Genomic DNA, 24,663 nt, shown 5'->3' on the forward strand with positions numbered 1-24,663 from the left:
ATGAGCTTACAAGCGGTCGATTCTGCGGTGAAATCTGCAAAATCGGTGGGTAGCAATAAAAACGACCGAATCAATGCATTAGGTGCGGTGAATGCTGGTTTTGAGGCGTGGCGAGCGGCAGAACAAGTTGGCAACCTTGCCAAAGCAATGGGACAGAACCCAACTCAAGCTCTAAGCCAAGATGTGAGTGTCTCTATTACTTATGGAGAACAAAAGAGTGTCGAAACCCAACACAGCGAAGGGAATAAGGTCGAGAAAAGCCAAATCAATGCTGGTGGCAAAGTGAATATCAAAACGGAAGGGGCTGGAAAAGACTCGACCCTCACTATTGCTGGTTCTGATGTGTCAGGCAAAGCCGGCACACACTTAAAAGCAGAGGGCGATGTCAATATTTTGGCAGTCGATGAAAACCGCCTTGAACGGAGTAAAAACAAATCCAGCGGCTTTAATGCCGGTGTGGCAATCAGCTACGGCTCAAGCGGTTTTGCGTTTGGTGTCACGGCAGGTGGTAATGTGGCAAAAGGCTACGGTAATGGTGAAAGCCAAGCGTGGGTAGGAAGCCAAGTGGGAAGCTTAGACAGTCGAACCACGATTGAAAGCGGAGGCGATGCCAACATTATCGGCTCACAAGCCAAAGGCAAATCGGTCAAAGTGGATGCGGAAAACCTGAATATCCAAAGCCTGCAAGACACGATGAAGTATGAGGGCAAGCAAGAAAGTGCCTCAGCCCAAGTGACGGTGGGTTATGGTGCTTCGGGCAGTGCGAGTTACAGCAAATCGAAGATGAAAGCGGATATGGCGACAGTCAATCAGCAGGCAGGGATTTTTGCCGGGGATGAGGGGTATGATGTCGATATCCAAAACCATACGGAACTGACTGCTGGCTTAGTGACCTCAACTGAAAAAGCCGAAGCGGAAGGTAAAAACCGTTTTGCGACAGGTACGCTGAATGCCACGAACTTGGACAATCACGCTAACTACAAAGGCAGTAGCGTGGGAGTCAGTGCGAGTGCGGCAGCAAATTTTGATACACCGTTGGGAGATAAAGGACAAGCACAGAGTAATAAACAAGCGGTGAATGAAAACGGAGAGCCTTTGTATCAGGCAGAGGGAGTCTATAACACAAATGGTTATGGAGAAAAAGTGTTAGCTCACGGAACAGAATCATTCATCGGGGATATTTCTATTGGTATTGGCTCAGATAAAGATAGCCAATCCAGCCAAACTATATCTGGAATTAACACACAAAATCTGATTATTCGAGATGAACAAGAGCAATTGGATAGAACGGGTAAAACTGTTGAGCAAATTAAAGAAGACGTTAAAACTGATATTACTACTGAAACAGCGGAAAGTCGTTCGGGTAAATTAGAAAATCGATTTGACAAAGAAAAAGTACTCAAAGAGTTAAATATTCAAGTTAAGGTAACTGAAGATTTTAGGAAAAATGCTTTTTCTGCGATAGATGCGTATGTTTTACCAAAACAAGCTGAATTGCGAGAAAAAGTCAAACTTGCCAAAACAGAAGCTGAGAAAGATGAACTTTATAAAGACATTTATAAATTACAGTATCAGAAGCGTTTGTTAGAAACAACGGTAGGGATCATTGCAGGAACACCTGATGTAGCCATTACGCAAGGAACACTACAACTTGCAGCAACAAAAATGCGTGAAGAAACGTTGAAAAATTCTCGATTATTCGCTGGAATTAAAGATGAGAAAACAGGACAAGTATTCAGAAATGACAGCTATGATAGTGGTTATTTTGATGGTGTGAAGTTAGGTGGTGTAAGGATTGACCTAGATGTAATTTGTGGGAGTGATAGATGTCAGACTAATGATGACGGAAGGGTGGTTTATAAAGGAAGCAAAGAATTACCGTCATTATTGGATGCTATTGATCCTAAGCAAAATAAAAAGGCAAGTTCTTTATATGGACCAACAGGGGGATATCAGTCTATTCAAGGTGGTTGGTATTTAGGTAGTGCTGAATTTCCATATAAAGCCGGTGATTTCTCGGATATGTTAGTAGAGAGTTTTGCAGGAACTCATGATTATTTAGGAGGACAACTACCAAGATGGTATGACAAACAAGGAAATACTTCCAAGAAAAATAATGTTCAGCAGTTTCTGGCAGATAGGACAACAGAAATAGCAATCCCCATTTCAGCTCCGTTTGCAATATCTGATTTGATTAGTTCAGATATGATGGAAGTACTATTTAAACTGGGAGGTAATTAGTATGAAAAGATTATTACTGATCACTTCTTCTGTCATATTAAATGGTTGTTTGTATTCTTTTGAAGATGAATGCATTAAACCTATTATTCAAGTGGTTTCTAATAGCTGCCATAAGAATAAAGGAAAAGAATTTCCATTAGTGGCGGGCTACCAAAAGAAAGCAACTCTAGGTCGAACAAACACTGAGCAGAGATGGAAAGACCTTGTTTCTTGCGGTGGAAAATATGGAGACTACAATTTGACTTATTATCCTGAACATCAGGATATTGAAAAATTTTACCAAAAGATTGATGAATGCATGCTAAACAAAGGGTATATATACATAAAAAACAACCAGTGCGGTTATCAGGATCCTAAATGGAATAAAGGAGTATGTAATTTATGATAACAGAAGTATTTGTAACTCCTGTTGCAGTAGCATTCACTATATCCGATTTAGTCAGTCTAGATATGATGGAAGTACTGTTTAAATTAGGAGGGCAATAAAATGAAGAAATTATACTTAGGAATTTTACTTTTATTAAACGGTTGTTTTTATTCCGATGGATGTATTTATACTCCACAAATGGTTAATTGCTATATAGATAAAGGAGATGTATTTCCTTCAATATCTAGATACCAAAAACCATATAATTTAGGCAAAACAAATTCAGAACAACGCTGGAAAGATGTTGTAGCTTGTGGCGGTAAATATGGAGATTATAAAGAAGAAAGTATAACTACAGTAGAAAAGTCAGATATCTTTTATCACTGTATGATTAAAAAAGGGTATATTCATTTAACTCCTGCTGAATGTGGATATCAAAATTCTAAATGGGATAAAGGGGTATGTAATTTGTGATTAAAATATTATTGATGATTATTTTATCAATAAATAACTTTGATAAAGCTAAACTCCAAAGTGAGCTAGGTTATCAAGTAAAAGCCATTACTGATTTTCAAACCACAACGGTTTCTACCATCAATGAAAAAGTCGCTACTCATGCAGAGAATAAACGAGCCGAAGCAGAACAGGCAAAAGCAGCGGGCAACTTTGCCAAAGCGAATGAGCTGGAGAAAGAAGCCGAGAGATGGGAAACCGGAGGCACTTACCGACAAGGGGTTGATGCGATAACCAATGCGGTAGGGTTAGCCTTGGGCGGCAGCCCAACCGCAGGTGTGGCAGCAGGTGCAATTTCGCCTTATATCAATACAGAAATCAAAAAAGCAACCGAAGGCAACGAAGCGGCTAACCTGATTGCTCACGCTGTGTGGGGAGCGGTGGAGGCTTATACGCAAGGTGGTAAGGCTGAAGCAGGTGCGGTTGCAGCAGTAACGGGCGAAGTAGGGGCAAGTATCATCGCCCAAAACCTCTTCGGTAAAAAGCCTGAAAACCTAACAGAAGCGGAAAAACGGACGGTGTCGGAACTCAGCCAAGTGGCTGTTGGGCTGGCTGGTGGTTTATCTGCAAGCGGAGGAAATTCCCTATCAACAGCCCAAGCGGTGAAAACGGGGCAAGGGATTGGGAAGAATGCGGTGGAAAATAACTACCTATCCAAACAAGACTGGATTGACTACAAAAGAGAGGTAACTTCTTGTGGCAACAATCAAGAATGTATTGAAAAAGTAAAAGAAGAATTTACTGATGTGAATAAAGCAAATAGTGAAACATTAAAAGCTGCTTGCAGATTGGGAGGAAATACAGGGGAATGTGCTAAACAAACATCGCTTGCTAAAGAAGGATTTGATTATGCGAGAGAGAATGTTCGCTTTGACGGCTCAGGCTGGATGGCAAAAATAATGAATACGAATAAATCTGAGGCTAAAGTAAAACCAACAGAAGGGCTATTAGGTAGTGAGGCGATTACTCAGATAGAGAATGCTTTATCTAATCAAGAGATTAGACATAAAGTTGAAAATGATCCTCTTATAAAGCGAGAGCTTACAAAAGGTATTGATCAAGCCGCTAGTGCAGTAAGAGCTGAAAAAACGAATGCCTATGAATTTGGTGCAAGGATGGAATATCCGAATATTGCTAGTCTTTCAAATAACTACTCTGTTTTTGGACGAGAATTAGGAGCAGAACCGGTTGTTCCAGAATATTATCTCTCTACAGCATTGGGGGCTGGCAAATTAGGCAAAACGCTATTCGACCTCTCATCAACATCAACTCGTGTGATATTGGGGGCAAATGGTGCGGTAAGTGCTGCTGCTCAATACCTGACTAATGGAGAGGTTAGTGTAAAAGAAACCTTAAAAGATATGGGAGAAGCCTATATTACGAAAGACTTTAGTTTTAAAGGATATACGGCTTGGAATATTGGAATAGGTTTTTTAGAGGGTGGTTTAGAAAATACTAAATGGCAAGATGGTAAATTACAAGGATTTTCTATTGAAAATGGCTTAGAAAAAGCCGGGGTAAAAACTGCAACAAGTACGTTTGGCTATGTGTTTGGTAAAGGCGTTGAAGGTACTTTGAATAAAAATATCAATACTTATGGAAATAGTCTAAGGACAGAGCCGATTAGAGTAGGAAGCCCAATTAGTCGGTATGTTGAGCTTAGTCCAATTCCAGTAGGGGTTGGGAATGCTGTAGATAGCATTAGTAATAAATTTTCAGAAAATGAATATGAAAAATTTAAACTTTTAAATGGAGTGGAAAAATGAAATACCCTCTAAGAGTTTATGTTTTTGCATTTTTTATATCATATATTTTTTCTAATATTGCTATATTAGGTATATTTTCGCTTATAAAATTATATTTTTATTTTTTTAAGTACAAAATGGGGATACCTTTTTTAAATTTTATGCTTGAGGATCTTAGATTTTTATTATTTATGCCTATTATTACTGCACTAGCCATTATGGTCATGTATTTTGGACAAAGGAGATAGTTTGTGTATGGTATTAGGAAATGTTAACTACCATCAGTTATTGAATATGCGATCTCGACAGGAGAGAAAACTGTCAATAATTTAGGAGTAACTATTTACAAAGACAGAACTAATGGCGTTAAAATTATTCCTAATGAAAAAGGAAAGGTTATTACTGTTACTTATGAAAAATAATATTTCACATCATACTAAAGATATTTTTTCATATAATGAATTTGTATGTTCACTAGAAAATGATTATGGCTATCTAGATAGTTGGTTGAATATGGAAATTCTAAATGCACTAGCTCTTGATGAATGGGAAATGAATGGATGCCCTGTTAGGTGGAATTTATGGAATTATAAATATAAAGAAAAAGCAATAAAATTGGTTGAGCAATTTTTGTTAGAACAGAAATGCAATAGTGCCTAGTCTCACAGATAGGGATAAAGTAAATGAAATTTAATGGTGAAATTGATGTGCTTCTTAAAGCATTAGGTAAATATGAAGGAGGTAAATATAATTTATTCCCACAAGATGCTAATTTTAATAACTCTGCATATAAAATTTATTTTGAGAATATTATTGCCAAAGCGGCAAAGGAGGGGAAGGCGGTTAATGTAAATGCAAGATTCCGAATATAAATATTTACCAAAGAAATTAGGAAATGTAGCTGATTCTTTATATAGTGAATTTATCAATAATCGTATAAATAAAATAGATAATAATAAACAAGGAGGCAATGATGAGAAGTAATTTACTTGTTATTTTACATTTTTTCTATTTTTTTTGTTGCCTCTTTTTTAGGACTGTTTTTAACATTTAGTTTATTTTCTATTTTTACTAATGCGAATTATTATTTCGATAAAGATATATTTTTAATATTAAAGGATAGTGTTAATTTAAGCTTCATGGGGGCTATTTTGTTATCTATATCTCCGCTCTTTAAAACTATACTGTATTTTTGCAAAAGGAATAAAGGGTAACAAAATGGAAAATAGATTTTTTGTTATTTTCCTACAAAAAAACTGGAGAAAGAAACAAGATTTGGTATAAAAGAAGATCTTGAATACTTTAAGAAAGGGGTAAGTGTTAGTATAGGAGCTATTGGTAGCAAAAAAATCGATAACATTTCTCAAAACTCTCAGAATCCGTATGTTAAAAATATTATAAAACCTACTGTAAATTCTATTTTTAGTGAGGTGTTGTCAACAGGTGTAGATAAAACAGAAGAGTTTATGAATAAGACTATGGAGAGCAAATAAAATGAAATGGATTTTATATGTTTTTTCATATTCTATAGTTTATTTCATCTTTTCTTTTGTAATTTTATTATTGTTCTTTGGCGGGTATTCCTTATATTATTCAAAGGTAAAATATGGAGTGTTTGAACTATATACAATTTATGGTGATGTTTTTTTATGTCATTGAGGGTGGCTTTCTTTGTGTTTCTATCTATATCTTTGCATGTTATTTTTATTAAAATGCCTAGAGAGAATAAAGTCTTCTAAAGTAGAAAAGTTAAAATCAAGAAATAAAGGGATGTAGCCTGTATGTTGGATTGAGCATGATAGAGCGCCCATGTTAGTGCTATTTAATATATGTTACAAGCGGTTAACTACCTTATCATCAAAGGTGGCAATAATGTGACGATACAAAACGCTGTTAATCGCTTTAAAACCACGAGTGTGAGAGAAAAATCCAAATCAGGGGTATTCTCCGGCGGTGGGATTGGCATCACCTTTGGTAAGCGGTCGGAAAAACACGAGCACGAAACAGAAGGCTGGCGAGGTAGCGAAGCCCGCAGCACCTTAGGCAGTCTTTCAGGCAATATCACGGTGTCTGCCGGCAATCATGCACACCTAGCGGGCGTGGATGCGGTTGCCTCTAAAGAGTTGGGTAAACAGATTTTAGTGGAAGGCAAATCGACCTATATTGGTGCGAGTGAAGATAGCCTCTCTTCTAAAGAGCGTCATGAGAAGAAACAATCGGGCTTAACCGTCTCTTTCAGCTCAGCGGTAACAGATGGCGTGATGGCAGCCAAACAAGCCTTAAGCCGTTCAGGTGATGTAAAGGATGAACGTTTAAGTCAATTACTGAAAGTGAAAGCGGCGAATGAGGCTTATGAGACGGCACAAAAAGCAGCAAAAGTGGTTGACGCCCTGAACTCAAATGGCGACACCGCAGAAAAACTGGCAAACAGTGACGCTAAACTCTCAGTCAGTATGGGTTCAAGCAAATCGGTTTCCACCAGCCACACTCAACAAACCACCCACAAAGGCAGCGAGCTGGAAGCAGGTAAGGTGATAGTGAGAGCAACGGATGGCGATAATACAATAGTCAGCACCAAAATCAATGCCACCCGCACAGAGCTTGAAGGTAATAATGTCAACCTACTCGCTGCTACAGACAGCCAAAGCAACCGAAGCGACAACAAGAGCAGCAGTTGGAGCGTGGGAGCGTTTTTGGGTAAATCACAAGGGGCAAACGGCTTTGGGTTGGAAGGTGCGGTAGGAATATTAACCAGTTGGAGCTAGGGAGCTAGAGACGAAAAATTTATATGTCAAATATAATCAAGCGGTCAATTTTATTTAAATTTTTGCAAATTTAAGTGATATATTGACCGCTTGTTTTTATATCAATTAGTGATGCTCTTTCACTTTCGGGTGGTTTGCCGGTTTTTCAAAGCCTTTTTCTTTTAAGCAAGCTTCAAATTTTGCACTGTCTTTTTTGCTTTTCACACCTTTATGGCACTCTTTCATTGCTTTTGAAAGAGCTGGGTCTTTGTGTTTATGCATGCCGTTTGCTTTCGGGTGATCTGCCGGTTTTTCGAACCCTTTTTCTTTTAAACATTTTTCAAATGCTACCATATCTTTGTTTTCTTTGATGGTGCTGTGGCATTCTTTCATCGCTTGTGCAAGTGCAGGGTTTTTGCTGTGCGCTTCTTTGCCGTAATGATGGTCATGGCCTTTGTGGTTGTGATGTGATTGGCTGCAAGCTGCTAAAAGAGCAATTGCTGAAAGTGCAAGTAATTTTTTCATGGTTAATTCCTTCTGTTAAATACATTGCTTGGCAAATGCCGAAAGCACTTCTTATTTTATCAGAAAAGTAAGTGCTGTAAATGAAAGGCTCTCGTTAGCAGAAAGCATTACATTTTGTTGTAAAAAAACTTGTAATTTTAACCGCTTGTCTTTTCTTTATTGTGGAACAGGTTATAATTTCTGCCACATATAATATAAGAGAATGTAATAATGTCTTTAGATTTATCCGATATTCGAACACAAATCACTACCCTTGACCGAAATTTATTAAAGCTGCTTGCAGAACGTCATCGTTTGGCGTTTGATGTGGTGCGTAGTAAAGAGATCACTCAAAAACCCTTGCGGGATTTAGAGCGTGAAAAAGCCTTGTTGCAAGAGTTAGTCAATTTTGCAGAAGCAGAGAATTACCAGCTTGATCCGCAATATGTTACGCAGATTTTCCAACGTATTATTGAAGATTCAGTGCTGACTCAGCAGCATTATTTGCAAAATAAGCTTAATGCTCAAAAAGAAGATCAGGTGTCAATTGCGTTTTTAGGTATGCGTGGCTCTTATTCCAATATGGCGAGCCGCCAATTTGCCAAGAAATATCAAGGGGCATTGATTGAATTAAGCTGCGCTTCGTTTAATGAGGTGTTTGATAAGGTGAGTCTGGGTGAGGCTGATTTTGGTGTATTACCGCTCGAAAATGCTACCTCGGGTTCTATTAATGAAGTATATGATTTATTACAACATACCAATTTAACGTTGGTAGGGGAGCTGGCTTATCCAATTAAGCATTGTGTTTTAGCGAATGGCAATGTAGATTTAGAGGGAGTCGATACGGTTTACACTCACCCTCAGCCGGCACAGCAATGTAGTCAATTTTTAGCGACTTTAGATAAAGTGCATATTAAATATTGTGAAAGCAGCTCACATGCAATGCAAATGGTGGCTCGTTTAAATAAACCGAATATTGTGGCGTTGGGTAATGAAGATGGTGGTAAACTTTATGGTTTAACTAATATTAAAACCGATATTGCCAATCAGCCGAATAATATTACACGCTTTATTGTGTTATCTAAGGAAGCAGTAAAAGTTTCTCCTCAGGTGCAAACTAAAACTTTGCTACTAATGACAACTACTCAACAAGCTGGGGCGTTGGTGGATGCACTAATGGTGTTTAAAACCCATAACATTCGTATGACCAAATTAGAATCTCGCCCAATTTACGGCAAACCATGGGAAGAGATGTTCTATGTGGAATTAGAAGCGAATATCCATTCACAAAATACGCAAGCTGCTTTAGCTGAGCTTGAGAAAGTCACAAGCTATCTCAAAGTATTAGGCTGTTACCCAAGTGAAATTATTGAGCCTGTCAAACTTTAAATTGTAAAAACGACTTACTTAGTAAGTCGTTTTATTTTGAAATCCACTAATTAGTTTTATGCGTGCTTTTCTGCTGCTTGTTTGATTTTTTGCATTTCTTGCTCATCGTCTACTTCAACTTCTACCACTTCAATGCTTTCGCCTAGTTCTTCCAGCATATCAGCGGTTTCAGCATTCAGTGCCGTGCCTTCATGTTGCGGATTTACCCACGGCGTTGGCATCCAATATTTACGTATCACTTCGTCTGAGAAGCCATAGAGGATCTCTTCGTTTAAGCGTTCTGTGTCTAAACGGCGGACGTAATTGATGATGTCAGCTGCCTCTTCCTCGCTTGAGCCTAAACGTTCAATTGCTGCTTTACTTAAGGTGAGTGCGGATTCAAAGGTTTCGCGCACATAGTAATCTACGTGGTGATTTTTCACTAAATTTGCCGCACTTTGACGGTCAAACGTGCGTACGAAAACCGGTACAAGAGGGTATTCTGATTTGATTAATTCAACAATTTTTTCAGTTCTTTCCGGATTCCCGACGCCGACAATCACACAGTTGGCGTTAGCAATACCTGAGGCTCGCAATACATCTAAACGCGCACCATCACCATAATACACTTTAAAGCCGAAACGTGCGGCTGCGCGAATATGATCAGTGTTGGAATCAATCACCGATACACTTAATCCCCTTGCCAATAATACTTGGCAGACAATTTGATTGAAACGACCAAAGCCGATTACCAAAACATTTGCCTCTAAATCATCCGGAATTTCAATTCCTGCCATATTGGGAAGGTTGCGTTTGGCTTTTTTCTTTTTCACCCCTTGTTTAACCAGAATTAACAGTGGTGAAAATAGCATTGATACAATAACCGCCGCAGTGAATGTAGCGTGGTTATCCGGTGAGAGTATGCCTGCGGTTGCTGCTGCCGAAAACAGAACGAAGGCAAATTCGCCACCGTGAGCCATAATAGTGGTTCGCATAATAGATTCGGTGAGCGATAATCGGGTTACAACTGAGATAATAAAAATTCCCAATCCTTTGCCAAGCACATAAACGGCCACAATTGCCAGTAACCAGAGCCAGTTATTTAAAACAAGGCTAAGATCTAATGACATCCCGACTCCCATAAAAAATAAGCCGAGCAATAAGCCACGGAAGGGTTCGATATCTGCTTCTAATTGGTGGCGGAATGAGGATTCGGACAGCATTACGCCGGCAAGGAATGCTCCCATTGCCATAGAAAGCCCGCTGATTTCCATTAATAACGCGGCACCTAGCACCACTAATAAGGCAGCGGCAGTCATCATTTCACGTATTTTAGCTTTTGAAATGATACGGAAAATCGGATTAATCAACCATTTTCCGGCGGCGACTAAAAGCAGTACCGCAGCGAGGCTCAAGCCAATTGCGGCCCAATTTGTACTAGATTCAGTATCGACTTGATTTGGCGCAAGAAAAGCGACAGAAGCCAATAAAGGAACGATAGCTAAGTCTTCAAATAAAAGTGTTGCAACAATACGTTGTCCTTTAGGTGTTGAGTTGATGCCTTTATCTTCAAGTACTTGCATTACAATTGCGGTAGAGGAAAGAGTAAAACCCATTCCGGCAATAAAGGCGACTTCTTTTGAAAAACCTAGCAGATAAATGCCGGCGAGTGTTAATAAGGTGCCGCAGGTAGCAACTTGTAAGAAACCTCGTCCGAAAATAGCTTTACGCATCGCCCAAAGCAATTCGGGGTGCATTTCCAAGCCAATGATGAATAAAAACATGACCACCCCAAGTTCTGCCATATGCACAACAGCACTTGGGTCTTGGAATAAGCCGATACCGGACGGGCCGACTAAGCAACCTGCAACCAAATAGCCTAATACGCTACCTAATCCGATTCGTTTAAAAAGAGGTACAATAGTGACGCTGGTTGCAAGTAACACAACAGTTTTGATTAATTCTGGACTGACTAAACTCGACATTTTTCTACCTGTAGATTGTTTATTTTTGTTAAATTTGTTTTTGTTGTTGTGCCAAATACTCTAAGTGCTGCCTACTTTGAAACGGCACAATACAGATTTCATTATTTGGCGAAATTAATTGATAAAATTGTGGGTGATTAAAACTACTCAACTCAGATGTGGTTTCTGCATTGAGTTGTTTTTCATTTTGTAACTTATTGATTTTTCTTATTTTTTCTTCTTTGTTTCCTAGGCAGTTGTAGTAGCTTTCTACGCTATTACGCTCATCTACAACATACACATTAAAACTGTTATCAGGATTATCTTCAAAGAAAAACTGTAAGAAGCCTTCGCTGGCAAATTCGCTGATCTGTTGGGGGAAGACTTTTTTGGTTTTTTTCGGTGCTTTTATTTTTAATCCGGTATTTGCAAAATTATGTGTATTTTTGACCGCTTGTTCCTCCAATTGTCTGATTTTAAAACTTTGTTTACTAAAAACTAACTGCCAAGTTTTGCCTGCAATTTTTAAGGTGCTGAGTTCATCTGCTTGTAGCACACATCCGGTTTGAATGGTAATACATTTGTGAACCAAATTAGCAACGAATTCACGTAGTTCACTGCGTAAATGTTTGCTATAACAAAATACATTGATAGATTGAGGAGAAAAGACCCCTTGATAAATCCGGTTAGAGACCAATTTTAGTGATTTTAAAATGGCATCATCTCCTTCAAAATGTTGAGTACGGATTTCATTCCATACATTGCGATAAATAATGCTGACACTACCAACTAACGGTTTCTGAGCATTCCCGAAATTAAATAAATCGCTTTGATGGACTTTTTTCGGCAGATCAGGAATATGCTGGGTAGGATCTTGCACTAAATTAATAGCAATCGCTAAATTACGAATTTCATTTGGATGATGCATATCTTCGTTTGTTACTTCCGGCGCTTGAGTGGGGAAGGATAAACGTAAATCCGTAATAAATTGGCGTAATTTATCTGTGTCTAAATTTTGACTTGTTGTATGTAAATGAGTATTTGCATTGATAATGCCGTTAAAATAGCCCCATGCAATTAGCTTAATCGGACTTTTGTTATAGTGAACATAACGGTTTTCCGAATCATATTGGCTTTTAGGGGCTTGATTTAGTAAATACCAACCGGGTTGGATTGAACAACCTTCTTTTGATTCGATAAAAGTAATGTTCTTTTCGGCTAAGTTTGAAGAAATTTTAGGATTAATTAACGGTACTTTGCCCGGTAAGGTTTCAAAAACAGAGTAAAGGCGACGCATTAAAATATCAATGTCGTTAGTCATAATACTCGGGTTAATATGAAATTTACGGGCAAAATGGATTAAATTGCGATAACTTTGTAGTAGATGATCCACCAACATCATTTCGTGTTTCATCACTTGTTTAATTTTCCAATTGGAACGGTTAGCCAGTAATTCTGTTTGCTTTTCAGACCAACGCCACTGTGTTACTAACTCTTTTAAGTCGGCAGCACGCCAGCTTTTACTGGCTTCACCCTCAATTGCTTTGGTGTAAAAACAAACACGCAAGCGGTCTAATTTTACCCATTCTTTACGGATAGTAAGCGTTTCACTGACTAATTCAAGCATTGCCAGATAAGGGTCAAAGTGATATTGCACGGCATCATCACTTAAGATTTTCTTTTTAAATTCTTTTGAAATTAATTTTGTTTTTGGGTAAGTGTAGGCGTAGCACTCCAGCAGCAAAATTTTGATTGCTGATTTATATGGATTGTTGATACCCTTGTAGAGCTGCCATAAGCTTGCACCGAAAAACTCACTGGTAGAAAGGCTGGAAAAATCACCAAAATCCACCCATTCATCTAAATTAATTTCGGGATTATTATGGACGTTTTGATATTCATTTTTATGCAAATGTAGCCAAAGTAGGCGTTTTCCTGCCAGTAAAATAGCTGAGCGATAAAACTCATCTAACAAGAAAAAATGTTGGGCAGAACCACTGTGTTCATCGGTAACACCACTGCTATAAGTCTGGCTTTTAAATTGCTCCGGATTCATCAAATAGATATTGATATCAACTTGAAAGCTTTTCGCCCATTCTTGTAATTTGGCAATTTTAATTTCCATTAATTTATATTGCTCAATAGTTAGATGATTCGAATAGCATAGCCACAAATCAAGATCAGATAAACTGGTTTGGGTAATAGAGCCGGTACTTCCCATAGAATAGAGTGCATCAAAGTTTGTTTGGTTTTCGCTGTGGTAAGCTGAAAGTGACTTATCAAAGCTATATGACATTAGGAAGTATTTTTGATAATCGGAGAGTTCAAAACGCCAAATACCTTGCGGAGCATTTTCCACATAAGCAGGCAAAGCAGGGTGATTAAGATGAATCAGTAAGGGAATCAGTGAAAAAATATGGGTGAAGTTTTGATTATTCGCACTTATTGCACGTTCAATTCGATACTGATTGAGTTTGTTGATTCTCTCTTTCGTGAAAGCGAGTTTTTGAGCAAAGCTTACTCTATTTACAGCATGAATATCAGTTCCATCTAAATAATTAGCATGCAGTGTTAATTCTTTCACGTCAGTGTTCCTTGCTAAAAAGTGAATCTGTTAATATTTTATCTGAAATACGGGGATTTTGTAATAAAGTCAGTTAAAAAAGTCGAGGAATTCAAATTTTTCTCTGTTTAATAAAAAACAACTCGGATCTGGTACTTGCATGTATTAAAAGAGTTCAGACCAGTCATGAAATCGTGTAGAATAGTCAAGTTTTAGTAGCTTATTTCAGCGAACAAGTGTAAGCTGATTCAGCTATTTTTTCAGAACATAAAATGAAGGAAACAAAATGAAAAGAGTCGTTATTACTGGTTTAGGTGTTATTTCAAGTATTGGTAACAACAAAGAAGAAGTATTGGAGTCGCTTAAAGCAGGTAAGTCCGGTATTGAATTTGTGCCGGAATTTGCTGAAGTTGGTATGCGTAGCCAAGTAGCCGGTACAATCAAATTGAATCCCGCAGAATTGATTGACCGTAAAGTTTACCGTTTTATGGGAGATGCGGCCGCTTATGCGTATCTTTCAATGAAAGAAGCGATTGAAGATTCGGGTTTAACCGAAGAACAAATTTCTAACGATCGTACCGGTTTAGTTATTGGTGCCGGTACAGGTTCTGCACATAGCCAATTAGTGGCATGTGATGCAGTACGTGGTCCTCGTGGTGTAAAAGGTATTGGTCCTTATGCGGTAACGAAAACGATGGCATCTAGTGTTTCAGCCTGTTTAGCAACGCCATATAAGATTCGTGGTGTGAACTATTCGATTAGCTCGGCCTGTGCGACCTCTGCTCACTGTATCGGTCATGCAATGGAGTTAATTCAATTAGGTAAACAAGATATTGTTTTTGCCGGTGGGGCAGAAGAGCTTTCTTGGGAATGTGCAACAGAGTTTGATGCAATGGGTGCGGTGTCGAGCAAATATAATGATACTCCAACCAAAGCAAGCCGTGCTTATGATGCAAACCGTGACGGTTTCGTAATTGCAGGTGGCGGTGCAGTTGTGGTTGTGGAAGAATTAGAACACGCCCTTGCTCGTGGTGCGAAAATTTATGCAGAAATCGTAGGCTACGGCGCAACTTCTGACGGCTACGACATGGTGGCGCCAAGCGGTGAAGGTGCGGAGCGTTGTATGAAACAAGCGATGGCAACCGTAAACGGTGAAATTGAATACATCAACGTACACGGTACTTCTACACCGGTGGGTGATGTAAAAGAGTTAGGTGCAATTCGCAATGTATTTGGTGATAAAACCCCTGCAATCTCTTCAACCAAATCAATGACCGGCCACTCATTAGGTGCAGCAGGTGCGCACGAAGCAATCTACTCATTATTAATGTTAGATAATAACTTTATCGCACCAAGCATTAACATTGAAACTTTAGATGAACAGGCTGAAGGAATGAATATCGTAACAGAACGCCAAGACAAAGCATTAACGACTGTGATGTCAAACAGCTTCGGCTTCGGTGGTACGAATGCTTGCTTAGTGTTCCAACGTTATACAAAATAAACATTTTTGTGTTAGTGCTAACATAAAGAAAGGCGAACATTTGTTCGCCTTTCTTGTTTATAGGAATTCTCTTAAAGAAATATTATGCGTAAACCGGTAAGCGTTTGCAGATGTCTAGCACTTTAGCTTTGGTTTCTGCGATCACTTGTTCGTGATTATCTTTACCTAAGCTGTCTAATACATCACACATCCAGCCGGCTAATGCCGCTACATCCGCTTCTTTAAAGCCACGTCGGGTAACAGATGGAGTACCTACTCGGATACCTGATGTTACAAACGGTTTTTGTGGGTCGTTTGGTACCGAGTTTTTATTTACGGTGATGTTTGCCGCACCTAAAGCGGCGTCTGCTGCTTTACCTGTTAAGCCTTGTTTTACAAAGCTCACTAGGAATAAGTGATTTTCTGTACCGTTTGAAACCACATCGAAACCACGTTGTTTAAATACTTCAACCATCGCTTTCGCGTTTTTCACCACTTGTTGTTGGTAAGCTTTAAATTCAGGCTCTAAAGCTTCTTTAAAACACACGGCTTTCGCTGCGATCACGTGCATTAACGGACCGCCTTGACCGGCAGGGAAGACAGCAGATTGCAGTTTTTTATACATTTCTTCATCACCTGAAGACGATAAAATTAAACCACCACGAGGGCCGGCTAAAGTTTTATGTGTTGTTGTCGTAACAACGTGTGCATGTGGAAGCGGGTTAGGGTAAACGCCGGCGGCAATTAAACCTGCAACGTGTGCCATATCCACAAACAAATATGCTCCCACTTCGTCAGCAATTTCACGCATTTTCGCCCAATCAACAATTTGTGAATAAGCAGAGAAACCACCGACAATCATTTTAGGTTTTACTTCTAATGCTTGTTTACGTAATGCATCATAGTCAATTAAGCCTTCAGCAGTAATGCCATATTGTTCAGCTTTATAGATTTTGCCTGAAAAGCTTACTGATGCACCGTGAGTTAAGTGGCCACCATGAGCTAAGCTCATCCCTAAAATAGTATCACCCGGATTTAATAAAGCCATATAAACCGCAGCGTTTGCTTGCGAGCCTGAATGTGGTTGTACGTTTGCATAATCTGCGCCGAATAGCTCTTTTGCGCGATCGATAGCTAATTGCTCAATAATATCGACATATTCACAGCCACCATAGTAGCGTTTACCCGGGTAGCCTTCTGCATATTTATTGGTTAATTGTGAACCTTGTGCTTGCATTACACGTGGGCTTGCGTAGTTTTCTGAAGCAATTAGTTCAATATGCTCTTCTTGACGGCGATCTTCATCTTGAATTGCTTGCCATAAAACAGCATCGTAATCTGCGATATGCATATCTCGTTTTAACATTGCGGACTCCTCTAAAATTTAAGTAAACGTTTGCGTGGGTTATTTATAGCCCATTTTACGCATTTTTGAGTCTGATAGATAGTACTATTTATATAAAACTTTTTTAAAATCATAAAAACAAAGCGGTCATATTGAGTAAAATTTTTACCGAATATGACCGCTTGCTTGTTAGAATAATTTACTTGCCCAGCCTAATTTTGAGCCTAGCACTGTAAAGTAGTTGTAATCTTTTAAATGTAGAAGCTGTAGTTTATCAATGCTTTTTCTGACTAATACTCTATCTTCAGGGGTAAAGTTCATTTTCTCTTGTCCATCACAAATCACCTCTAAGTCAGGGGTGTTATATTTGGCAAAGCGTAAGGAAATTTGACTATCACCATCAACCACTAACGGTCGGGAAGATAGGGTATGTGGATGCATTGGCACTAATGCCATGGCATTCATATTTGGCGTCAGAATCGGGCCTCCGGCCGAAAGTGAATAAGCTGTTGAGCCTGTAGGCGTTGATATAATTAAGCCATCTGCACGTTGCGAAAAGGCAAATTTACCGTCAATATAAACTTCAAATTCAATAATACGGGCAACTTGGGTTGGGTGTACGACAATTTCGTTTAGTGCATTGTTGGAAGCAATAATTTTACCGTTACGCTCAATATAGGCCTCCAATAAAAAACGCTCTTCAATGATAAATTCATTTTTTACTAAGCAGCTATAGAGCTGCTCAAATGCGGTTTGAGGGGCAATATCCGTTAAAAAGCCCAGATTACCACGGTTAATACCAATAAGCGGAACCCGATATTTTGCCAAGGCACGGGCGACTCCTAACATATTGCCGTCTCCACCGATAACAATCACCAACTCTGCACGTTGACCGATCTCATCTAAGTTGTAGCTTTCCTCAAGCCTTAACTGTGAGGCAACTGCTGATTCAACTAAAATGGTGTAATTGCGATCTTTTAACCAGTTATAAATCGCAATATGGGTTTCGAATGCACTGTCGTGGCGAGGTGTGCCTACAATTGCAATTTTTTCAAATGGTTTTTGCTGATTCATCTTGTTAACCTAAATTAGGAGTTAAAGTATGTGAGTCTGATACCATTGGTTTATTAAAATTCCGGCATTCACAGCCACATTTAATCCACTATTAAGTGGGTTTTCAAAGGAAAGTTGTACGGTGGTATCTTCTGCATAAACAATATCACTGCTTGGAACTTCACTTAACACAAATACGACTTTTTCTGCAAGTTTAGTTTTAACGAGTGATTGTGCTTGTTTATGACGAGTTAAGTGTACAATTTGGTAACCTGCTTGACGCAATTGGACTAAAGCAATCTGTTTATTTTTAGTTTCCAGCGTACGAACAAACTCCAAACCGCCTTCTGCAACACGCGCAGCAGCACTGGAATTTAAGGTATCGGCATTTTCAGTAATTATTCCTTTGACGCCATAGAAGGCACAGGTTCGTACAATACCGCCTACATTCTGAGCATTATTGACACCATCTAATAGGATTAAACAATCCTGTTGCTTTGGTACTTGCAGATAACCTTCTAACACGAATGGTAAGTTTTTTTTCACCAATAAACAGACATCACCGTGATGTTCGGTACCGGTTACTCGTTCCATTTCTTCTCGGTCAACCACATGATAAGCTTTTTTATTTTCTGCTAAATAGCTCATCATATCGCCCAATTTTTTCGCTCCCTCTACATTTGCCCATAAACGGACAATCGCTTCAGGGCGTTGTTGGAAAAGCGTGAGGCAGGCATTTTCGCCGTAAATTTTCATCTCCTCGGCACGATTTTTTTTGATTTTTTCCGGTGCTCTTGGCGAAAGTGGACCTGTCTTTTTCCCTTTTGTTGTCGCGTTTCCACCTTTTACCCAAATTTGAACATGACCTTCACCGTTAGCTTTTCTGCCCTCAGTTGGATAAATTCGTTCTTGAGGCGTATTTTCTTGCCCGCGGTTAACGCGAGGTTTGCGGTTGTCTTTATGTTCATATTTGGCATGTTCACCTTTCCGGTTAAAAGCACCGGCTCTTCCTTTTTCTGAAGAAGGTGATGATTCATTAAAACGACGCTCATCTCTTGTTTTGAAGCGAGCTTTATCTTGATTTTCTTTAAATTTGAATTGCATTTTTAATACCTAATAGGGGCTAAGATAGGGGCTATTATAACGAATCGTAACTGCAAGCGGTTAGAAAAAGCGACTTTTTTGCAAAATTTTTCACAGATTAGACCGCTTGTTATTTCTTTATCCGACTACTTTCTTTATAATCGCTACTCCTTATGTTCTTTAAAATCTGGTGGAAATATGAACCCAATGTTAAACATTGCTATTCGTGCTGCACGAAAAGCAGGCAATATTATTGCCAAAGGCTATGAACAATCGCCTCAAGATACTCAGGTATCACAAAAAAATACAAATGATTACGTTACTGAAATTGATAAAGCGGCAGAAGCGGCTATTATTGATGTGATTCGTAAATCGTATCCCGATCATTCAATTGTTACAGAAGAGTCAGGTATTTTAAACGGAAGCAATGAAAATGTTCAGTGGGTGATTGATCCATTAGATGGTACAACTAACTTCGTAAAACGCTTACCTCATTTTGCGGTTTCTATTGCTATTCGTGAAAATGGGCGTACCACTGTAGGTGTTATTTACGATCCTATCCGTAATGAGCTTTTCACAGCAGTACGTGGCGAAGGTGCAAAATTAAACGAGTTTCGTGTACGTATTGATGCTGAACGTCGTGACCTAAAAGGCGCGGTACTTGCAACAGGTTTTCCTTTCAAAGTAGTTAGACATCGTCCTGCACACTTAAATATGCTTGAAAGTTTGATGAGTAATGGTGTGGCAGATTTCCGCCGTACGGGCTCAGCGGCTTTAGATTTAGCTTATGTTGCTGCAGGTCGTGTTGATGGTTTCTTTGAGATCGGCTTAAAACCTTGGGATTGTGCAGCCGGTGAACTGATTGCTCGTGAAGCAGGGGCGATTGTGACTAACTTTGTTGGCGGTACAGATTACTTGAAATCAGGTAATTTAGTTGTAGGTAACGGACGTGTGGTTAAAGAAATTTTAAATAGCATTCAACCGACTTTAACTGAAGAGTTAAAGGCATAAAGGAATTAGAGCGGCTTTCTGTTAATATCAAAAACAAGCGGTTCATTTTCGTCAAAAATTTGCGATATCCTGTTCTCTATTTTGTGGGAAGCTTGCCTCAAATATGAGGGAAGAAATTAGTAGGAGTGAAGATAAACATTATGGAAAAGAAGTATTCTTTGTTAAACAGCATCAACTCTCCGGAAGATTTGCGTTTACTTGCTAAAGATCAACTTCAAACTGTGGCCGATGAGCTGCGAGCCTATTTATTGGAGTCTGTCAGCCAAAGTAGCGGACATTTGGCTTCGGGGCTAGGCGTTGTTGAGCTTACCGTTGCATTGCATTATGTTTATCAAACACCGTTTGACCAACTAATTTGGGATGTCGGCCATCAAGCTTACCCGCATAAAATTTTAACCGGTCGCCGTGATCAAATGCACACTATTCGTCAAAAAGACGGTATTCATCCTTTCCCATGGCGTGAGGAAAGCCCTTATGATGTTTTAAGTGTGGGGCATTCTTCCACTTCAATTAGTGCAGGGGTAGGGATTGCGATTGCTGCCGAAAAAGAAAACGCCGGTCGTAAAACTGTTTGTGTGATTGGTGATGGCGCTATTACCGCCGGGATGGCTTTTGAAGCGTTAAATCACGCGGGTGCATTGCATACTGATATGTTGGTGATTTTAAATGACAATGAAATGTCTATTTCGGAGAATGTAGGTGCATTAAATAATCATCTTGCACGTATTTTTTCGGGCTCACTTTATACATCGGTACGTGATGGTAGCAAAAAAATTCTTGATAAAGTACCAACTATCAAAAACTTTATGAAAAAAAGCGAAGAGCATATGAAAGGAGTAATTTTCTCTCCTGAAAGTACGCTTTTTGAGGAGTTGGGCTTTAATTATATCGGTCCGATTGATGGACATAATATTGATGAGTTGGTGAAAACGCTTGGTAATATGCGAGAGTTGAACGGACCTCAGTTTTTACACGTTCGTACCAAAAAAGGTAAAGGCTATACACCGGCGGAAAATGATCCGATTGGTTATCACGGTGTGCCGAAATTTGATTTAGCGGTAAGTGAGCTGCCTAAATCGAAAACATTACCTACTTATTCCAATATTTTTGGTGATTGGTTGTGTGAAATGGCTGAAAGTGATCCGAAAATTATCGGTATTACCCCTGCAATGCGTGAAGGCTCTGGGATGGTGGAATTTTCAAGACGCTTCCCTGAGCAATATTTTGATGTCGCGATTGCCGAACAACATGCTGTAACTTTTGGTGCAGGGCTTGCTATCGCAGGTTACAAACCGGTAGTGGCAATTTATTCGAGCTTCTTGCAGCGTGCTTATGATCAGCTAATTCATGATGTAGCGATTCAAAATCTGCCTGTCATTTTTGCTATCGACCGTGCCGGCATTGTTGGGGCAGACGGTCAAACTCACCAGGGGGCTTTTGATTTAAGTTTCATGCGTTGTATTCCGAATATGACCATTATGGCACCTAGTGATGAAAATGAAATGCGTCAGATGCTTTATACCGCTTATACGATGAATACACCAACTGCAATCCGTTATCCACGAGGGAATGCAAAAGGAGTAGAGCTACAGCCGATGCAAGCATTGGAAATTGGTAAAGGTAACGTGATCCGAGAGGGGAAAAAAGTCGCTATTATTAATTTCGGTGCCTTGTTAGATGAAGCAAAAGTTGTTGCGGAGAAATACGATTACACGTTAGTTGATATGCGTTTTGTAAAACCACTTGATGAAATATTGCTCCAAAAAATGGTAGATTCTCACGAGCTTTTAGTCACGCTGGAAGAGAATGCAATTCAAGGCGGTGCAGGGAGTTTTGTAAATGAATATTTGCAAAATATTGGCAAAATCAAACCGCTTGTTATGCTCGGTATTCCTGACTTTTTCGTGCCTCAAGCTACCCAAGCTGAGGCTTATGCAGAGCTTGGCTTAGATGCTAAAGGTATCGAAGCAAAAATTCAAAAATTAGGTTTCTAGTCCTTTTCATATCCCCTTAAATTAAGGGGATTTTTGATGGGCTTCACACTTTTAGGAAAATATTCATACAAACCTAACAATTTATTTTACTTTACCGGCACTCCTTCTTACAATAGCACGTCTTTTGGTCGTTTTGACTAAAAATCATCTTTTTCTCATTTATAATTTTATAGGATTTACTATTATGTTATGGTTCTTTTTCTGTGTGGCAGTTCTTGTGCTCGGCTACTTTGTTTACGGAAAGATCATTGAAAAGATTTTCGTGATTAACCCAAAAAGAACAACGCCTGCCTATTCTATGAAAGACGGTGTTGACTATATGCCAATGTCTAAGACAAAAATTTGGCTTATTCAGTTATTAAATATTGCCGGTACAGGCCCGATTTTCGGCCCTATCCTTGGTGCGTTATACGGACCCGTAGCGATGTTATGGATTGTTATCGGCTGTATTTTTGCCGGTGCTGTGCATGACTATTTTTGCGGTATGTTAAGTATCCGTAACGGTGGTGCAACAATGCCAAACCTTGCCGGTAAATTTTTAGGTCGCCCGGTCAAAGTGTTTATTAACGTGATGGCGCTAATTCTACTTTTATTAGTTGGTGTGGTATTCGTAGCAAGCCCTGCTCAATTATTAGCGACTATTACAATGGACGTTGCAGGGGCAACTCAAGGTACAATGGAGTTAGGTGATGTTGAAACTATCAAACAAGCTGTCGCAGCAGGTGGCGTAACTGTTTGGGGTATGGATAAAGCGACTGTTATCTCCGTTTGGACATTGATTATTTTTGCTTACTATATTTTAGCGACGCTATTACCTGTTGATAAAATCATCGGTCGTATTTACCCATTCTTCGGCGCATTATTGCTATTTATGTCTGTAGGTATGGTGTACGGCTTAGTTTCTGCACACTTAAGTGTCGCTGATCCGATTGACTTTTTCCGTACTGTAAATGCAGACGGTCAAGGTTTAACCTGGGAAAAATTTACCCAAAACTTCCAAGTGAAAGGTGATGTTCCAATTTGGCCATTACTATTCCTAACGATTTCTTGTGGCGCATTATCAGGCTTCCATGCAACGCAAACTCCGTTAATGGCTCGTTGTGCACAAAATGAAAGCGAAGGTCGTTTTATTTTCTACGGTGCAATGATTACCGAAGGTGTAATTGCATTAGTATGGTGTATGGTTGGTCTTGCATTCTATGAAAGCCCACAAGCGTTACAAGATGCAATTAGTGCGGGTTCGCCATCTAAAGTGGTTTATGACAGCTCATTACACTTCTTAGGCTTTATTGGCGGTATTTTTGCGGTCTTGGGTGTAGTTGTATTACCAATTACTTCAGGCGATACAGCATTCCGTGCGGCACGTTTACAATTAGCAGAAATTTTTGGTTTAGAGCAACGTACTTTAGTAAAACGTTTATATATTGCTATTCCTCTGTTTGTGCTTGGTTTCATTGTCTCGAAATTGGATTTCAGCGTATTATGGCGTTATTTCACTTGGGCAAACCAAATGACTGCAATGGTCATGTTATGGACTGCCGCGGCTTATTTATATCGCTATAAAAAATTCCACTGGGTATGTTCGATCCCTGCGTGGTTCATTACAACCGTATGTGCAACTTACTTAGCGTATAACAAAATCGGCTTTGGTTTAGATTACCAATTATCTGTATATATTGGTTTAGCGATTACGTTAGTATGTATTATCTGCTTCTTCACCCTTCTAAAACCATTTGAAGGACGTGATGAGCAAGCCTATGTAACAAACTAAGCTTGATTAGATAATTAAAAATAGGGACAATGAAGTCCCTATTTTTTTGGTTTTACTATGCGATTTTTTGATACCCACACTCATCTGGATTATTTATCCGAAAGCTTAAATTTAAGCGTGCCTACTCTAGTAGAAAATGCTAAACAAAATCAGGTTGAGCGAATTCTGATTGTCTCTGTCTTTGCAAAAAATTTCGCAAAAGTGACCGCTTGTGCCAAAGAAAAACCAGAAAATTTGGTGTATGGTTTAGGTCTACATCCGCTTTATATTCAACAACATACCTTGCAAGATTTGGATTTATTGGAAAATCTACTTCAAAAGAAAGACCCACAATGCACCGCGCTCGCTGAAATCGGTTTGGAAAAAGCTGTTATCGAGCTGACTTCCCCGGCATTATGGAAGAAACAGTGTGAGTTTTTAGAGGCTCAACTAGCTTTCGCTAAACAATGCAACTTACCGGTGAATTTACATTCCAGACGAAGTCATGATCAACTTTCCACTTTTTTGAAAAAAGTTCAATTGCCTAGAAGTGGTGTAGTGCATGGTTTCGCAGGAAGCTATGAGCAAGCCAAACGTTTTGTTGATCTCGGCTATAAAATTGGTGTGGGCGGAACTATCACTTACGCACGGGCGAACAAAACCCGAGAAGCTATTCGAAAATTACCGTTAGAAAGTCTACTGCTGGAAAGCGATTCCCCGGATATGCCGGTGTTCGGTTTTCAAGGACAACCAAATCGACCGGAACGGTTGATAAATTCATTCCACACTCTTTGCGAATTGCGAACAGAATCACCACAGGAAATTGCCGAAACGATTTGGAAAAGTAGTGAAGTGCTGTTTTGGAAAAAATAAGATAGAAAAATCATAAAAGTTAAAAAAACAGGATTTTAAACTAATCTCTTCGTCAATCAGTA

General features: G+C 39.2%; 19 protein-coding genes. 13 read left to right on the plus strand and 6 right to left on the minus strand.

What is annotated here, in order from left to right; translation table 11 throughout:
* The 7 genes from A6B41_RS02605 (at position 1) to A6B41_RS02635 (ending at position 7,631) form a co-directional block, all read left to right on the plus strand.
* Positions 1 to 2,241: a hemagglutinin repeat-containing protein gene (locus A6B41_RS02605; protein WP_027075089.1), complete on the plus strand. Its 2,241-nt coding sequence runs from the start codon at positions 1 to 3 to the stop codon at positions 2,239 to 2,241.
* A 1-nt stretch (position 2,242) separates the two neighbouring features.
* Entirely contained in the window at positions 2,243 to 2,626 is a 384-nt protein-coding gene (locus A6B41_RS02610; protein WP_027075090.1) for a hypothetical protein, read from the plus strand.
* A 102-nt stretch (positions 2,627 to 2,728) separates the two neighbouring features.
* Positions 2,729 to 3,082 (plus strand): hypothetical protein, encoded by a 354-nt coding sequence (locus tag A6B41_RS02615; protein WP_027075091.1) that lies wholly within the window; start codon positions 2,729 to 2,731, stop codon positions 3,080 to 3,082.
* Complete coding sequence (locus A6B41_RS11100) at positions 3,079 to 4,887, plus strand: VENN motif pre-toxin domain-containing protein (RefSeq protein WP_237052490.1); 1,809 nt, start codon at positions 3,079 to 3,081, stop codon at positions 4,885 to 4,887. Before A6B41_RS02615 ends, A6B41_RS11100 begins: the two co-directional genes overlap by 4 nt.
* A 339-nt stretch (positions 4,888 to 5,226) precedes the next feature.
* Positions 5,227 to 5,526 carry a hypothetical protein gene (locus A6B41_RS02625; RefSeq protein WP_050436816.1) on the plus strand — a complete coding sequence of 100 codons (300 nt, stop codon included), beginning with the start codon at positions 5,227 to 5,229 and terminating at the stop codon, positions 5,524 to 5,526.
* Between the two features lie 23 nt (positions 5,527 to 5,549).
* Positions 5,550 to 5,738 carry a hypothetical protein gene (locus A6B41_RS02630; RefSeq protein WP_027075094.1) on the plus strand — a complete coding sequence of 63 codons (189 nt, stop codon included), beginning with the start codon at positions 5,550 to 5,552 and terminating at the stop codon, positions 5,736 to 5,738.
* A 957-nt stretch (positions 5,739 to 6,695) separates the two neighbouring features.
* Positions 6,696 to 7,631 carry a hemagglutinin repeat-containing protein gene (locus A6B41_RS02635; RefSeq protein WP_027075095.1) on the plus strand — a complete coding sequence of 312 codons (936 nt, stop codon included), beginning with the start codon at positions 6,696 to 6,698 and terminating at the stop codon, positions 7,629 to 7,631.
* 105 nt (positions 7,632 to 7,736) lie between these two features.
* Here the strand turns inward: A6B41_RS02635 and A6B41_RS02640 are convergent, their stop codons facing one another.
* Positions 7,737 to 8,135, minus strand: a complete 399-nt coding sequence (locus A6B41_RS02640) for a hypothetical protein (protein WP_050436817.1) — start codon at positions 8,133 to 8,135, stop codon at positions 7,737 to 7,739.
* A 210-nt stretch (positions 8,136 to 8,345) separates the two neighbouring features.
* On the opposite strand from A6B41_RS02640, the gene A6B41_RS02645 reads away from it, so the two are divergent.
* Positions 8,346 to 9,503, plus strand: coding sequence for a chorismate mutase (locus tag A6B41_RS02645; protein WP_027075096.1), 1,158 nt, complete (start codon positions 8,346 to 8,348; stop codon positions 9,501 to 9,503).
* Between the two features lie 56 nt (positions 9,504 to 9,559).
* On the opposite strand, the gene A6B41_RS02650 is transcribed toward A6B41_RS02645, so the two are convergent.
* Both A6B41_RS02650 and A6B41_RS02655 read right to left on the minus strand, forming a co-directional pair.
* Positions 9,560 to 11,467, minus strand: coding sequence for a monovalent cation:proton antiporter-2 (CPA2) family protein (locus A6B41_RS02650; RefSeq protein WP_027075097.1), 1,908 nt, complete (start codon positions 11,465 to 11,467; stop codon positions 9,560 to 9,562).
* 28 nt (positions 11,468 to 11,495) lie between these two features.
* Entirely contained in the window at positions 11,496 to 14,030 is a 2,535-nt protein-coding gene (locus A6B41_RS02655) for a class I adenylate cyclase (RefSeq protein ID WP_027075098.1), read from the minus strand.
* 265 nt (positions 14,031 to 14,295) lie between these two features.
* Here A6B41_RS02655 and fabB point away from each other — a divergent pair, with 265 nt between their 5' ends.
* On the plus strand, positions 14,296 to 15,513 hold the full coding sequence (gene fabB, locus A6B41_RS02660; protein WP_027075099.1) for a beta-ketoacyl-ACP synthase I: 1,218 nt from the start codon (positions 14,296 to 14,298) through the stop codon (positions 15,511 to 15,513).
* Positions 15,514 to 15,595: 82 nt separating this feature from the next.
* Here fabB and glyA read toward each other — a convergent pair whose 3' ends face one another.
* From glyA to A6B41_RS02675, 3 genes are all read right to left on the minus strand, one after another.
* A complete protein-coding gene (gene glyA, locus A6B41_RS02665; RefSeq protein WP_027075100.1) occupies positions 15,596 to 16,858 on the minus strand; it encodes a serine hydroxymethyltransferase in 1,263 nt (420 codons plus the stop codon).
* Between the two features lie 168 nt (positions 16,859 to 17,026).
* Positions 17,027 to 17,911, minus strand: a complete 885-nt coding sequence (locus A6B41_RS02670) for an NAD(+) kinase (protein ID WP_027075101.1) — start codon at positions 17,909 to 17,911, stop codon at positions 17,027 to 17,029.
* A gap of 21 nt (positions 17,912 to 17,932) precedes the next feature.
* The gene (locus tag A6B41_RS02675) at positions 17,933 to 18,994 is read right to left on the minus strand and encodes a TrmH family RNA methyltransferase (protein ID WP_027075102.1); all 1,062 of its coding nucleotides are present in this window, start codon (positions 18,992 to 18,994) and stop codon (positions 17,933 to 17,935) included.
* A gap of 177 nt (positions 18,995 to 19,171) precedes the next feature.
* Between A6B41_RS02675 and suhB the strand changes: the two genes are divergently transcribed.
* The 4 genes from suhB to A6B41_RS02695 all read left to right on the plus strand — a co-directional run bounded on the left by suhB (position 19,172) and on the right by A6B41_RS02695 (position 24,601).
* Positions 19,172 to 19,984, plus strand: a complete 813-nt coding sequence (gene suhB, locus A6B41_RS02680; protein WP_027075103.1) for an inositol-1-monophosphatase — start codon at positions 19,172 to 19,174, stop codon at positions 19,982 to 19,984.
* 140 nt (positions 19,985 to 20,124) lie between these two features.
* Positions 20,125 to 21,978 carry a 1-deoxy-D-xylulose-5-phosphate synthase gene (gene dxs, locus A6B41_RS02685; protein ID WP_027075104.1) on the plus strand — a complete coding sequence of 618 codons (1,854 nt, stop codon included), beginning with the start codon at positions 20,125 to 20,127 and terminating at the stop codon, positions 21,976 to 21,978.
* Between the two features lie 184 nt (positions 21,979 to 22,162).
* Complete coding sequence (locus A6B41_RS02690) at positions 22,163 to 23,749, plus strand: carbon starvation CstA family protein (protein ID WP_027075105.1); 1,587 nt, start codon at positions 22,163 to 22,165, stop codon at positions 23,747 to 23,749.
* Positions 23,750 to 23,806: 57 nt separating this feature from the next.
* Complete coding sequence (locus tag A6B41_RS02695) at positions 23,807 to 24,601, plus strand: TatD family hydrolase (RefSeq protein ID WP_027075106.1); 795 nt, start codon at positions 23,807 to 23,809, stop codon at positions 24,599 to 24,601.
* The last annotated feature ends 62 nt before the right edge of the window (positions 24,602 to 24,663 follow it).

This window comes from Mannheimia granulomatis (genome assembly GCF_013377255.1).
GTDB classification, from domain to species: domain Bacteria; phylum Pseudomonadota; class Gammaproteobacteria; order Enterobacterales; family Pasteurellaceae; genus Mannheimia; species Mannheimia granulomatis.

Coding starts and splice junctions, on each gene's coding strand:
- glyA (WP_027075100.1), bottom strand. CDS start 16,858: ATGTTAAAACGAGATATGCATATCGCAGATTACGATGCTGTTTTATGG.
- A6B41_RS02690 (WP_027075105.1), top strand. CDS start 22,163: ATGTTATGGTTCTTTTTCTGTGTGGCAGTTCTTGTGCTCGGCTACTTT.
- fabB (WP_027075099.1), top strand. CDS start 14,296: ATGAAAAGAGTCGTTATTACTGGTTTAGGTGTTATTTCAAGTATTGGT.
- A6B41_RS02605 (WP_027075089.1), top strand. CDS start 1: ATGAGCTTACAAGCGGTCGATTCTGCGGTGAAATCTGCAAAATCGGTG.
- A6B41_RS02695 (WP_027075106.1), top strand. CDS start 23,807: ATGCGATTTTTTGATACCCACACTCATCTGGATTATTTATCCGAAAGC.
- A6B41_RS02675 (WP_027075102.1), bottom strand. CDS start 18,994: ATGCAATTCAAATTTAAAGAAAATCAAGATAAAGCTCGCTTCAAAACA.
- dxs (WP_027075104.1), top strand. CDS start 20,125: ATGGAAAAGAAGTATTCTTTGTTAAACAGCATCAACTCTCCGGAAGAT.
- A6B41_RS02615 (WP_027075091.1), top strand. CDS start 2,729: ATGAAGAAATTATACTTAGGAATTTTACTTTTATTAAACGGTTGTTTT.
- A6B41_RS02610 (WP_027075090.1), top strand. CDS start 2,243: ATGAAAAGATTATTACTGATCACTTCTTCTGTCATATTAAATGGTTGT.
- A6B41_RS02670 (WP_027075101.1), bottom strand. CDS start 17,911: ATGAATCAGCAAAAACCATTTGAAAAAATTGCAATTGTAGGCACACCT.
- A6B41_RS02640 (WP_050436817.1), bottom strand. CDS start 8,135: ATGAAAAAATTACTTGCACTTTCAGCAATTGCTCTTTTAGCAGCTTGC.
- A6B41_RS02650 (WP_027075097.1), bottom strand. CDS start 11,467: ATGTCGAGTTTAGTCAGTCCAGAATTAATCAAAACTGTTGTGTTACTT.
- suhB (WP_027075103.1), top strand. CDS start 19,172: ATGAACCCAATGTTAAACATTGCTATTCGTGCTGCACGAAAAGCAGGC.
- A6B41_RS02625 (WP_050436816.1), top strand. CDS start 5,227: ATGGCGTTAAAATTATTCCTAATGAAAAAGGAAAGGTTATTACTGTTA.
- A6B41_RS02635 (WP_027075095.1), top strand. CDS start 6,696: ATGTTACAAGCGGTTAACTACCTTATCATCAAAGGTGGCAATAATGTG.
- A6B41_RS02630 (WP_027075094.1), top strand. CDS start 5,550: ATGAAATTTAATGGTGAAATTGATGTGCTTCTTAAAGCATTAGGTAAA.
- A6B41_RS02645 (WP_027075096.1), top strand. CDS start 8,346: ATGTCTTTAGATTTATCCGATATTCGAACACAAATCACTACCCTTGAC.